We start from the raw sequence: 12990 nt of genomic DNA on the forward strand, positions 1-12990 counted from the left end.
CATAATCGATGAACGCTCCGCCATTTTCGGTCAAAAAGGATTCGGGATGAAATTGGTAGCCGATGAGGGGCCGCTGAGGATGCGCCAGCACAAAGGGCACGCCCTGCGCGTTGATCGCAAGGACGTCCAGCCCCGCCCCCACTGTGGTGACGTACAGGGAGTGATAGCGCGCCACGGTCCACAGCCGCTGCCGCCAGTGCATCACGTCCTGCCGCCCATGCACGCAGCCCGCAAGGCGCGAGGTGACGCCGCCAAAATGCGCATTAAGAATCTGCATCCCAAGGCACACGCCCAGCACAGGCACGCCGGAATCCACAATGCGCGCGTAGCCGGGATACTCCTCTGGCGCGCCCGGTCCGGGGGATAGTATCACCATGTCCCACTCTGCCGGGTTCACAGCGTCAATCTCCGCCACGGGGACGATGGCGGGCGGGCTTGGGGCCACCTGCGCCACAAGATGCTCCAAGTTCCGCGTAAAACTGTCCCGATTATCGATGATGACGATACGCATCGCACTCTCCGCTCCCGCGCAGGGGACTGGGCCGCCCGGCTGGGTTTGACATCCTTGCCGCCATCGCCCACAACCTCCTACGGGCCACGCGGCCCCCAAGGAGTGCAACAATGCAGACAAGCGACATAGTGAAATTTGACAGGGAGCACATTTGGCATCCCTACACGTCCATGAACAACCCGCTGCCCGTCTACCCCGTGGCGCGGGCCGAAGGCGTCCGCCTGACGCTGGAGGACGGGCGCGAACTCATCGACGGCATGAGCTCGTGGTGGGCCGCCATCCACGGCTATTCCCACCCGCGGCTTGTTCAGGCGCTTACGCAGCAGGCGCAGACCATGTCTCACGTAATGTTTGGCGGCATCACCCACCGCCCCGCCGTGGAGCGGGCGCGCCGCCTTGTGGACATGACGCCCGCGCCGCTCCAGCGCGTGTTCTTTAGCGACTCCGGCTCCGTGTCCGTGGAGGTCGCCATCAAGATGGCCTTTCAATACTGGCTGTCCAAGGGCGAAACGGGGCGCTGCCGCCTGCTGACGGTGCGCGGCGGCTACCACGGCGACACCTTCCGCACCATGAGCGTATGCGACCCGGAAAACGGCATGCACAGCCTGTTCGCCGGCGTGCTTGCCAAAAGCGTCTTCGCCCCCGCCCCCACTCCGGCCTTTGACGAGCCGTGGGAGGACGAACACTTTGACGCCTTTGAGCAGTGTGTCCGCACGCATGAGGGCGAGCTGGCGGCAGTAGTGCTGGAGCCCATCGTTCAGGGCGCGGGCGGCATGCGGTTCTACTCGCCGGAGTTCCTGCGCCGCGTGCGCGAAATCTGCACCCGGACGGGCATTTTGCTCATCGCGGACGAAATAGCCACGGGCTTTGGCCGCTCGGGCAAGCTCTTTGCCTGCGAGCACGCGGGGATTAGCCCGGACATCATGTGCCTTGGCAAGGCGCTCACCGGCGGCACCATGACCCTTGCCGCCACCCTCGCCACGGACCGCGTGGCTGACGGCATCTCGGACGGCGAACTGTCCGTCCTTATGCACGGGCCGACATTTATGGGCAATCCGCTGGCCTGCGCCGTGGCCTGCGCCAGCCTTGACCTGCTGGTTGAAAATGACTGGGCCGCCTCCGTCAGCGCCATTGGCGACCAACTCCGGCGCGAGCTGGCCCCCTGCGCGGACCTGCCCACCGTGCGCGACGTGCGCACCCTTGGGGCCATTGGCGTGGTGGAGACCACCCGCCCCGTGGATATGGCGGCGCTCCAGCGCTTTTTTGTGGACCGCGGCGTCTGGGTACGGCCCTTTGGCCGCCTTGTGTACGTGATGCCGCCCTACATCATGAAGAAGGACGACCTCTCGCAGATAACGTCCGCCATTGTGGACGCCGTGGCGCGCCCGGAGCTGTTGTCATGAGCACTCTGCCCCAACGGCTCTTCGTTACGGGAACGGACACGGACGCAGGCAAAACCGTCATCAGCGCCCTGTTGACCCTTGCGCTGGACGCCCACTACTGGAAGCCCATCCAAAGCGGCGTCAACGAGGACTCGGACACCCGCGACGTGCGGGCACTCACCGGCCTGCCGCAGGAGCGCTTTCTGCCCGAGGCCTACCGCCTGACCGAGCCGCTCTCCCCGCACGAGGCCGCCGCCATTGACGGCGTACGCATTGATTTGGACGCCATCACCACCCCCGCCCTGCCGCAGGATGCGCCGCTGGTCGTAGAGGGCGCGGGCGGCCTGATGGTGCCGCTGAATACCGAAGCCCTGATGCTGGACCTCATCACGCGCCTTGGCCTGCCCGTGGTCGTGGTGGCGCGCTCCGGCCTTGGCACCATCAACCACACCCTGCTGACGCTGGCGGCCCTGCGCGCCGCCGGGGCCGAGGTTGCGGGCGTTATCATGAACGGCCCGCCCCACCCGGCCAATGCAGACGCCATTGCCCACTTTGGACGCGTGCCCGTGCTGGCGCAGGTGCCCATGCTTGATGACCTCTCCCCGCAGGGCCTCAAAAACGCCTGCGCCCGGTACATTCCGTAACCGGACGCAGACAGAGAAAGACCTTCCGGCGCGCGGCGATCCTTCATGGCGCCGCGCGTTTTTTATCCCTGTGGCGCGCCGTCAAACACGCCGCTGACAAACAGCATCCGCCACGAGGCCACAACCTCGGTGCCGCCACCGCAAAGCTCCTCGTACCGGCGGCAAAACGCCGTGTAGCGCGAGCGGGAAAACGCCCGCGCCGCTCCGGCCCCGGTCACGCCCGTGCGCTTCAGCTCGCGCAGAAAGTCGCGCACCGAGGGGTAGCGCATCTGCGCGTCCCACACCCGCGTCTGGCAGGTGACGCCCGGCGTGCCGCTGATTATCCATTCGTACTCCTGCGCGTCGCGCATGGGGACAACATGCCCAAAGCCCGTCTCGCGGCTGACCTGCGCCAACTCGGCAAGGGTTCCCGCCACAAAGATGACAAAGGAAAACCGCCCGCCCGGCCGCAGCAGGCGCAGATTCGCCGGAATGGAGCGCGCCGGGTCGCGGTACCACTGCATGGTGGAGGCGCTCACCAGCAAATCCGCCCGTCCCGGAGAAAGCGGCACCTCTTCGCCATCGGCAACCACAAGGTGCTCGCCGTCGCCCGGACAGTGCATGGCGGCCAACATGCCGGGGGCGATGTCGCACCCAATGTACGTGTCCCACAGGACGTGCGGGCGCAGAAAATCCGTCAGCACGCCGCAGCCGGTGCCAATTTCCACCGTCACCGGGTAATGCCCAAGGGGCACGGCGTCCGCGCAGTCAAAAGCCGCGCGGCGCTGGATGCGGGCCGCGCGTGAATATGTGGCCCCCGCCCTGCTAAAGGAGGCGGCAACCTGCCGTGTGCAGTACGACATCGGCAATGACCTCCTCTGTGATGAAATGTCCTGCGTCAACGCGCTGCAAGCTGGCCCCCGGCGCCATGGCGGCAACGCGCTCCGTTTCGGCAGGCGGGACGATACGGTCCGCCGCGCCGCCGATGAGAACCACATTCGACAGGGCCACATCGGCGGGAATCGCCTCCACCGTGGAGCGCGCCAAAAATCGCAGCCCCTCAGTCAACGCCGGGGCTTCGCCCTGCACCCAGTCTGTGGCCGCGCCGCGGATGCCGCAGTTGCGGTAAAAGCTGCGCACCGTACGCTGGGCCGCCGTGGTCATGTTGGCGGTCATGGTCTCCAGCACGCTGGCCTCAGCGCAGCGGGAAAACGCCGCAAAGGGCGCAACCAGCACAACGCAGTCATACAGTCCAGAAAGCCGCGCAAGGTCCCCTAGGAGGATATGCGCGCCCGTGGACCAGCCCACCAGCACACCGCCGCCCGTCAGCCGGGACAGCACTGCGCCGGGGGATGCGTCCACAAAGGGCGCAATATGCTCGCCCTGCGCGGTCAACCCCGGGAAGAACGCCGCCTGCCCGGCCCAGCCGGACACAACCGTTACGCGCGGCATACGCCACGCTCCTGCGCAAGGTCCGTAAACGCGGCGCAGATGTCATCCATGACCTTGTCCGAAATATCCGCCCGCAGCGAAATGCGCAGACGCGCCGTACCCTGCGGCACCGTGGGCGGGCGGATGGCGGGAACGTACAGCCCCTTGCGGCGCAGATACTCACGCGCGGCGATGGCGGCGTCGTTGTCACCAAGGATGACCGGGATAATCTGGGTGGTGGACCCGCCGGTATCAAAGCCCAGCCCATCAAGATGCCCGCGCAAGCTCTGGCTCAGGTCCGTCAGGCGGCCCGCTAAAGCGGTGTCCGTGGCGACACTGCGCAGGGCGGCGCGGTTGGCGGCCACCACACTGGGCGGCAACGAGGTCGAAAACACAAAGGACCGCCCCCGGTTGCGGATAAGGGCAATGATGTCCTCATCCGCGGCGATGTACGCGCCGTAGGAGCCAAGCGCCTTGCTAAAGGTGCCCATCTGCACGTCCACCTCGCCAGCGCAGCCAAGGGCGTGGCTCAGTCCCTTGCCGTCGCCCAACACGCCCGTGGCGTGGGCCTCGTCTACCACCAGCAGTGCGCCATGGTCCCGGCACAGGCGGACAATGCTCTCCAGGTCGGCGCAGTCGCCATCCATGCTGAACACGCTGTCCGTCACCAAAATTTTCTGCGCCGCGTCTGCGTGCGCCTCCAGCTGGCGGCGCAGGTGGTCCATGTCGTTATGGCGGTAGCGGACGTGACGCGCGCGGGACAGGGTGATGCCGTCGATGATGCTGGCGTGGTTGAGCCTGTCGGAGAACACAGTGGCCGTGCGCCCGGCAAGGGCCGTCATAATGGACAGATTCGCCGCATAGCCGGAACCGACCACAAGGGCCGCCTGCGTCCCCTTAAAGGCCGCCACTTCGCGCTCCAACGCGTCGTAGGCGACGTCCGTGCCAGTCACAATGCGCGAGGCACCACTACCCGCCCCGCCCTCCAGCGCCGCGCGGGCGGCGTGGTCGCGCAGGGCCGCGTGGCCGGAAAGGCCCAGATAGTTGTTGGAGGCAAGGTTCAGGAGCCGTTCCCCTTCATAGGTCAGGTACAGCTCCGCCCCGTGGTCTACCGGCGGCATCTCGCGCAGGAGCGATGCGGCGCGCATGCGCGAAAGCTCCGACGTAATGTGCGTTTTCCAAAATTGATCCTGTGCCATGGGCGGGAGAGCTACCGCAAATACCGCCTTGAAGCAAATAGCCCCTGCCCTGCCGTCTTGCCTTTTTGTCCATTGTATCGGATGGTTGTGATGAATGCGGGAAATGTTTTGCACGTGCGGGCAACGCAACGTCCCCGCCGAGCACTGCGGGCTGGCCCAAAGTGGCCGATGCACGGCGCAAAATGCCCGCGCCCCAGCGCATCTCTCTACGATGCGAGAGCCGTGCAGGCGGAAGATGTCAGCCCCGCAGAGTGCCGGTTTCAACAGCCATAAGGAGGCCGCATGTCCTTCACGCTTCCCCCCTACAAACAGCCGGATTTCACACAGCCGCCCCTCACGGACGCGCCGCTGGCCCGTTTTGTCCCTGTGGAAAGCGCCGGCGTAGCCCCGCAGAGCTTTCACGCCACGTCCATCTATCCGGAGTACTTTCAGCTGGAGCGCGGCATGTGGGTCATGCCCGAAAAATCGCGCATGGACTGCGTGGTGGTGCGCGATGGCGACACACTGCACGTTGTGGAACCGCGCCGCCTTGCCCCGGGCGACCTTGTGTGCGTTGGCAGGCGCGAGGACGGCGAGGACGGCATCTTCGTGCAGACGGAGCCCTTTGGCGCCGTGGACGGCGGCGCGGAAAAATTCGCCTTCCGCACCCGCATGACGCGCGAAAGCTCCTTCTCCATCGACTACGACGAGCTGTACTCCCTGCTGCAATACGAGCGGGACAACGGTTTCATCCTGTGGGTGCTTGGCCCTGCTGTGGTTTTTGACCACGACTCGCGCGAGGCCCTCGCCCGCCTTGTGCGGCAGGGCTATGTCCAGGGCCTGCTTGCGGGCAACGCCCTTGCCACGCACGACATGGAGGCCGCCATACACACCACGGCCCTCGGGCAGGGGCTGTACTCCAAGCGCTCCGCGCCCCTTGGGCACTACCACCATCTGGATACCCTCAACGAGGTCCGCCGCGCCGGGTCCATGCCCGCCGCCATAGAGTCCGGGCTGGTGCGAAACGGCGTCATGCACGCCATCCATGAAAAAAACATCCCCTACGTGCTGGCCGGCTCCATCCGCGACGACGGCCCCATGCCAGAAGTCATGGCGGACTGCTACGCCGCGCAGGATGCCATGCGCGCTCTGGTCCAGCAGGCCACCACGGTCATTGCCATGGCAACCCAGCTGCACTCCATCGCCGTAGGCAACATGACGCCCTCCTACACCGTAACCACACACGGCGTACGCCCCGTCTTCTTCTACTCCGTGGACATGAGTGAATTCGTCATCAACAAGCTGGCGAACCGTGGTTCGCTGTCCGCGCGCTCCATCCTCACCAACGTGCAGGACTTTCTTGTCACCACGGAGCGCGGCCTGCGCGACTGGTGCCGCGAAGGCCCACCGCCCCCGCTGGACGAATAGCCCCGCTTCCGCGCCCTTGCCTCCCTGCCAAATGCATGCGGCGTCCGCCTCCCCGTCTTATGGGAAGCGGACGCCGCTCGTCTCTCACGTCTTCTCAGGTGGCGCCCTTGGCTCCCGCCGGTGCGCCGCCATTCGTTCAAAAGCCCCTGCCCCGCTACAGCACGCCCTTATCCTGCAGGGCCGCGCGCAGGGCGCCATCAAGTGTGGCCTCTGGCGCCGCCTCGGCGCTGTCGGCGTATTCGTACACCACGCGCTGGGCGGGCTTGTCGATGGAGAGGAATCCCGTCAGCTTGGCTGGGGTTCCAAGCAGGACCATATCGCAGTCCACGGCGTTGATGGTGGCCTCAAGGTCCGCCAACTGCTGCTGGCTGTAGCCCATGGCCGGGAGCACCGGCCCCACTTGCGGATACTTGGCAAACACTTCGCGGATGCTGCCCTGCGCGTAGGGACGCGGGTCCACAAGCTCCGCCGCGCCATACGCCCGCGCGGCCACACTGCCCGCGCCAAAGCCCATCTCGCCATGGGTGAGGGTTGGGCCGTCCTCCACCACAAGGACGCGCTTGCCGCGCACGGCCGCCGGATCCGCCACGGACACCGGCGATTCGGCCAGCACCACCTGCGCCTGCGGGCTGTGCCGGGCGATATTCTCGCGGACCATGGCCACGCCTTCGGGCGGCGCGGTGTCCACCTTGTTCACCACGGCAATGTCCGCCATCAGCATATTTGTTTCACCGGGGAAGTAGGTCAGCTCGTGCCCGGCGCGGTGGGGGTCGAAAACCGTAATCTGCACCGTCGGCTTAAAGAACGAGGTGTCGTTATTCCCCCCGTCCCACACGATGACGTCGGCCTCCTTTTCGGCCTCGCGCAGGATGGCCGCGTAGTCCACCCCGGCGTAGACCACAAGGCCGCGCTCCACCAACGGTTCATACTCCTCGCGCTCCTCCACCGTACACTCATGGGCGGTGAAGTCCTCAAAGCTGGCAAAGCGCTGGACCACCTGCCGTGACAGGTCGCCGTAGGGCATGGGGTGACGCACAACCACCACGCGTTTTCCCTCTGCCCGCAGAATGTCGCACACCTTGCGCGTGGTTTGCGACTTGCCGCATCCCGTGCGCACAGCGCAGACGGCCACCACCGGGCGGGAGGACTCCAGCATGGTATACGTCGCCCCTATCATCATAAAATCAGCGCCGCCCGCCATAACGGACGACGCCTTGTGCATCACGTCCTCGTGCCGGACGTCGGAATAGGAAAACGCGACAAGGTCCACCTTGTTGCCGCTGACGATGCGCTCCAGTTCGTCCTCGTGGCAGATGGGGATGCCGTCTGGGTACCCGGCCCCGCAGAGTGCCACCGGGTAGCTTCTGTTCTCGATGCCTTCAATCTGCGAGGCGGTGAAGGCCACAACCTCATAGCGGGGATTATCCCGAAAATAGACATTGAAATTGTGGAAATCGCGGCCCGCCGCGCCCATGATGACGACCTTCTCGACCATGTGTCAGGCTCCTGTGTTCAGGTTCATGCATGTCGATACATCCACGAAAGACCAGACAGGCGATATCGTCAAGGCTCTTTCCGTTTTTTCAGGCCCATGGAGGCGACACCGAAGCCGGGAGAGGCCACAAAAAACGGCGGGGACGCACCGTATGCGTCCCCGCCGCGGGAGTTTTTCGTCTGCGGCTTTTGGCCGCGCTGTGGGTTATTCGCGCATGTCCGCCGTGATGTTTTTCAGCTCCACGGCAAGGCGGGCCAGTTCGGCCACGGCCTCGGTGGACTGGGCCATGGCGTCGGCATTTTCGCTGGCGATGGAGTTGATTTCCTCGGTGGAGCGGTTGATCTGCTCACTGGCTGATGACTGCTCCTCCGCCGCCGTGGCAATGGCCCGGACCTGATCCGCGCCCGACTGCACCATGCTGACGATTTCCTGCAGGGAGCGGCCAGACTGCCCGGCGCGCTCTGTGGTTTCCTGCACGGCGGAGACGGTCTCCTCGGTGCTTTCCAGACTGCGGCGGGCGCTGGTCTGGATGCTTTCGATGTAGACCGCAACCTCACGTGTGGCACTCATGGTCTTTTCCGCCAGCTTACGGACCTCATCCGCCACAACGGCAAAGCCGCGGCCGGCGTCGCCCGCGCGGGCGGCCTCTATGGCGGCGTTGAGCGCCAGCAGGTTGGTCTGGTCCGCAATGTCGGAGATAACATCCATGATGCGGCCAATGCCTTCGGCCTGATCGCCCAGCTCGCCCATGATGGACTTGAGGCTTTCGGAGCGTTCGGCCACGGCGTCGATGATGCTGGCCATTTCGGACACGATGTGCGCGCCCTCGTCGGCCTTGCCGCGTGCGCCGTCCACCAATTCGGCGGCGCTGCCAGCGTTGCGCGCCACTTCCAGCACGGAGGCGTTCATCTGCTCCATGGCGGTGGCGGCTTCGGCAGTGCGGCGCAGCTGTTCGCCGGAGCCCTGATTGGACTCGTCAATCTGGGCGGCAAGCTCCTCGGACGCCGAGGACACCTGCTCCGCCACGCGGTCGGCAAGGCGCGCGGCCTCGGCCATGCGCTCGTGCTGTTTGCGGATTTCCTCTTCCTGCCGCTTCATGTCCGTGAGGTCGAACCAGATGACCAAGGCGCCAATGGGGTTGCCGTCAAGGTCATGAATGGGCGTGCAGGTGGAGTTAATCTGGAACTCGCGCCCGGAGGTGGTGGTCATGGGGATGTCGGCGCTCAGGCGCTTGCCCTGGTCCATGCTCTTCATGGCGAGGGTTTCGCGCGCGGCGTCGTGGAAGAAGAACTCGCCGGAGGTTTTGCCGTAGTAGTCTTCGGGCGTTCCGGGGAATTCCATCAGGCGTATCTTTTCGTCGTTGATGAACACCATTTCGTTTTCCGCACTGACCACGGAGCACGGCAGGGTGATGCCCTTGAGGACGCCCTCGGCAAAGCCCAGCTTGTTTTTCAGCTCCAGCACCATAGCGTTCACGGAGGAGACGGTGCGGCCAATGGCGTCGTCGCCGTCGTACTCGGAGCGCGCGTTCAGGTCGCCGGAGGCAATGCGCTGGGTCACGGAGGACAGCTCATCAAGAGGCCGCAGCAGCCGGCGCAGAAGCAGCACGGTAAACAGCGCCGCAGCCACAAGGCCGATGCCAACCACGCCGAGGCTGACCAGCATCAGCGTGCGGTCCATACCCAGCATCATGGAATCCTTGGCGATGGAGACGACCACCAGCCAATCCCACGGGGCAAAATACTTTACAAAGCCAACGCGCTCGCGGCCGTTGTTGGTAAAGGTCACAATGCTGTCGCGCGCGGACGAAATGGCCCGCCACACATCCTTGCCGCTGCCGGAGAAGTCGAGCTCGCGGTCCTCGGGACAGTACAGCAGGTGGCCGTTGCTATCGCTGACAAAGGCGTAGCCGCGCCCGGCGACGGAAATCTCGCCCAGCATGGACTGCATGTGCGGCGACATAATCTCCGTCCCCACAAACAGCACCGCCACCACATTGCCGCCGTAGTCCGTGGCGGGGGCGTAGGCGGTGATGTACTCCTTACCAAGCACTCTGGCGCGGCCGTAATAGGTCTCGCCATTCATGACCGTTTGGTAAACGGGGCTGTCTTCGGGGATGTAGGTGCCAACGGCGCGGGTGCCGTCGTCCTTGGTAATGCTGGTGCTTACGCGGACCAGCTTGCCGGGCAGCACCTGAAAGATGGTGGCATGAAAGCCCGACATGTCGTGGATGCGGTCCACGATGGAGGTGTCGTTCAGGATGGTGGTGTCGGAAAGACGCAGGGAGGGAATATCCACCCGCTCCGCATCCATCGTCTTCTGGTTGATGACGTTCATGGTCTCCACGTCATTTTTGGAGAGCCAGAACCCCATGTTGTCCTTCACCTGCTGGCTAAACCGCGCAACCTCATTGCGCAGCGCCATATTCATGCTTTCGTCCTGCATGCGCGCGGCGTGGACAACCTCTGTGGTTGTGTTTTTGAGGAATTCCTGCCCGAAGGCGGTGAGGGCCTTTTGGGATTGATACAGATTCACAGCCGCCTGCGTGCCCAAAAGCACGGCAACCGTCAGCAGTATCCCGGAGATGAGTTTCTTGTTGAAATTCAGTCGCATCAAGCACCCTATCCAAAAGTTCGAGTGGGGCGGTTGCCTGACAACCGGAGCACACATGGGGCGCACCCGCCACGCATACGGCCTCCGCCATGAGGAGTATAGAACCTAGGCCAGCCCGCTCAGCTGGCGTCGCAGTGGCGTCATGAATACGTCACTTCATCGCACAATGTCCAGTCGGATATCCGATAGCCTTTAATACCAGCACCTTTAGGGCATCACACGTCTTGCCTGCGTCTATCGGCGCTTGTGCGCAAAAGATTACCCCTACCCTCTGAAAAAGCACATCTTTTCCCCTTATCCGCCCATACGGCCCGCCAATGCCCACAGCGCGATGCAGGCAGGGCTTGCCAAGGAAAACGTTTGCCGCTATACCCCATCTCCGCGTTTGGAAATCGGATGACGACAGCAGGAGAGACCGCCCGCGAGGGGGCGGCGCCGAAGAAGTAAATCTTTCAGGCAAAAGGACTGCTGTTCGACGAGCCTCTGGAGAGATTCCCGCAACGGGAACGCCGAAGGAGCAAGCCGGGATACCCCGGTGAAACTCTCAGGCAAAAGGACAGAGGGAAAATTCCACAGATGCACACCCCCATGTGCGTCTTGGCGTATTTTCCGCATGTATTCCCCTCCACTGGCCGCATCATTCATTTCCTGATTGTTGAACCTTGAAATCCATAAGGAAACATCAGAAATGGACTTGTTGCAGCTACTCGAAAAAGTTGACTCCTTTGTTTGGGGTCCCCCGCTTCTCATTCTTCTTGTTGGTACCGGCGCGTACCTGACCTTCCGCCTTGGCCTGTTGCAGATTCTGAAGCTGCCGCTGGCGCTGAAATATGTCTTCAGCCGCGAGAAGGACCAATCCCAACAGGGCGACGTGTCGCCATTTGCCGCCCTGTGCACCGCCCTTTCCGCCACCATCGGCACCGGCAACATCGTGGGCGTGGCCACCGCGCTGAAGGCTGGTGGTCCGGGCGCACTGTTCTGGATGTGGCTTGCCGCCTTCTTTGGCATGGCCACCAAGTACGCCGAAGGCCTGCTGGCCGTGAAGTACCGCGTGATGGACGAAAACGGCCAAATGTCCGGCGGCCCCATGTATTATCTGGAACGCGGTTTGGGGAACCGCTTTCTGGCGCGCATGTTTGCCGTGTTTGGCATTGGCGTGGCGTTTCTTGGCATTGGCACCTTTCCGCAGGTAAACGCCATCACCGAGGCAACGCAGGGCGCGTTTGGTCTGCCCAAACTGCTGACCGCCGCCGTGCTGACCGTGCTGGTCGCCATGGTGACCCTTGGCGGCATCCGCCGCATCTCCGAAACGGCAAAGCGCATCGTGCCCTTTGCGGCGGTGTTCTACATTGCCGCGTCTGTGATGATTCTGGTGCTCAACGCCGACAAGGTGCCCGCCACCGTCAGCCTCATCATCCAAAGCGCCTTTGCGCCCGAGGCCGCCTTTGGCGGCGCACTGGGTGTGACCATGCTCATGGCCATGCGCAATGGTGTGGCGCGCGGCGTGTTCTCCAACGAGTCCGGCCTTGGCAGCGCGCCCATCGCCGCTGCCGCAGCGCGCACCAATTCCTGCGTGCGTCAGGGCCTTATCTCCATGACGGGCACGTTCTTCGACACCATCGTCATCTGCACCATGACAGGCATTGTGCTGGTGATGACCGGCGCGTGGAACACCGACGGCCTTGCCGGTGCGGACATGACCAACGCCGCGTTCAACATGGGTCTGGGTACCGAAATTGGGCAGTACATCGTCACCATTGGCCTTGTCTTCTTCGCCTTCACCACCATCCTTGGCTGGAACTACTACGGCGAGCGCTGCACGGAGTATCTTGTGGGCGTCAAGGGCATCCGCCCCTTTAAAATCGTCTACATCCTGCTGGTGGCATCCGGCGCGTTCCTGAAGCTGGACACCATCTGGCTGCTGGCGGACATCGTCAATGGCCTGATGGCCGTGCCGAACCTCATTGGCCTGCTGGGCCTCTCCGGCGTGGTTGTCGCCGAAACCCGCGCCTACTTTGCCGCACGCTCCGGCGCCGGCAAAACCTGCTGCGCACGCTGACCCGCACGCATGCCACACAACACAAAGCGCCGTCCCCGCTTGGGGGCGGCCCTTCTTGTATGCCGCGGCGCACCAGTGGGGATGCCGCGTTGGCCAAAGGGAGAAGCTCCGCACGCGTCAGCCCCCCTCCTCTGGTCTGCTCCGCGCGGGGCTTCGCGCGCCCCGGTCAAAGGCCCCCCTTCCCGCTCAGTCTCCGTCCAGCTAGGTCCTCGCTGGTCTCCTCCCACCCGGTCAACGGCCTTCTACCACACCGCCGCGCCATCTCCAGCA

At 64.1% G+C, this 12990-nt stretch carries 10 protein-coding genes and 2 riboswitches; of the genes, 4 read left to right on the plus strand and 6 right to left on the minus strand.

What is annotated here, in order from left to right:
• On the minus strand, positions 1-511 hold a 511-nt coding region (locus ACY69P_RS07530), incomplete at its 3' end, for an aminodeoxychorismate/anthranilate synthase component II (RefSeq protein WP_462327041.1).
• A 110-nt stretch (positions 512-621) separates the two neighbouring features.
• On the opposite strand from ACY69P_RS07530, the gene bioA reads away from it, so the two are divergent.
• On the plus strand, positions 622-1914 hold the full coding sequence (bioA, locus tag ACY69P_RS07535; protein ID WP_462327042.1) for an adenosylmethionine--8-amino-7-oxononanoate transaminase: 1293 nt from the start codon (positions 622-624) through the stop codon (positions 1912-1914).
• A complete protein-coding gene (bioD, locus tag ACY69P_RS07540; protein WP_462327043.1) occupies positions 1911-2537 on the plus strand; it encodes a dethiobiotin synthase in 627 nt (208 codons plus the stop codon). Before bioA ends, bioD begins: the two co-directional genes overlap by 4 nt.
• 62 nt (positions 2538-2599) lie before the next feature.
• On the opposite strand, the gene ACY69P_RS07545 is transcribed toward bioD, so the two are convergent.
• From ACY69P_RS07545 to bioF, 3 genes are read right to left on the minus strand one after another with little or no spacing between them, the layout of a single operon-like run.
• A complete protein-coding gene (locus tag ACY69P_RS07545) occupies positions 2600-3379 on the minus strand; it encodes a methyltransferase domain-containing protein (protein WP_459899270.1) in 780 nt (259 codons plus the stop codon).
• Positions 3342-3968: an alpha/beta fold hydrolase gene (locus tag ACY69P_RS07550; protein ID WP_462327044.1), complete on the minus strand. Its 627-nt coding sequence runs from the start codon at positions 3966-3968 to the stop codon at positions 3342-3344. The genes ACY69P_RS07545 and ACY69P_RS07550 overlap by 38 nt, the downstream gene beginning before the upstream one ends.
• Positions 3956-5146, minus strand: coding sequence for an 8-amino-7-oxononanoate synthase (gene bioF / locus ACY69P_RS07555; RefSeq protein ID WP_462327045.1), 1191 nt, complete (start codon positions 5144-5146; stop codon positions 3956-3958). Before bioF ends, ACY69P_RS07550 begins: the two co-directional genes overlap by 13 nt.
• 282 nt (positions 5147-5428) lie before the next feature.
• On the opposite strand from bioF, the gene ACY69P_RS07560 reads away from it, so the two are divergent.
• Positions 5429-6553 (plus strand): putative NPN-dependent ornithine cyclodeaminase, encoded by a 1125-nt coding sequence (locus ACY69P_RS07560; protein ID WP_462327046.1) that lies wholly within the window; start codon positions 5429-5431, stop codon positions 6551-6553.
• Positions 6554-6707: 154 nt separating this feature from the next.
• Here the strand turns inward: ACY69P_RS07560 and ACY69P_RS07565 are convergent, their stop codons facing one another.
• The gene (locus ACY69P_RS07565) at positions 6708-8048 is read right to left on the minus strand and encodes a cyclic 2,3-diphosphoglycerate synthase (protein ID WP_462327047.1); all 1341 of its coding nucleotides are present in this window, start codon (positions 8046-8048) and stop codon (positions 6708-6710) included.
• Between the two features lie 204 nt (positions 8049-8252).
• The gene (locus ACY69P_RS07570; RefSeq protein WP_462327048.1) at positions 8253-10661 is read right to left on the minus strand and encodes a methyl-accepting chemotaxis protein; all 2409 of its coding nucleotides are present in this window, start codon (positions 10659-10661) and stop codon (positions 8253-8255) included.
• A 396-nt stretch (positions 10662-11057) separates the two neighbouring features.
• Positions 11058-11139: riboswitch (glycine riboswitch) on the plus strand.
• A gap of 2 nt (positions 11140-11141) precedes the next feature.
• Positions 11142-11224, plus strand: a riboswitch (glycine riboswitch).
• A 125-nt stretch (positions 11225-11349) separates the two neighbouring features.
• On the opposite strand from ACY69P_RS07570, the gene ACY69P_RS07575 reads away from it, so the two are divergent.
• Positions 11350-12720: an alanine/glycine:cation symporter family protein gene (locus ACY69P_RS07575; RefSeq protein ID WP_462327049.1), complete on the plus strand. Its 1371-nt coding sequence runs from the start codon at positions 11350-11352 to the stop codon at positions 12718-12720.
• Positions 12721-12990: the final 270 nt, after the last annotated feature.

Source organism: Desulfobaculum sp., assembly GCF_054921475.1.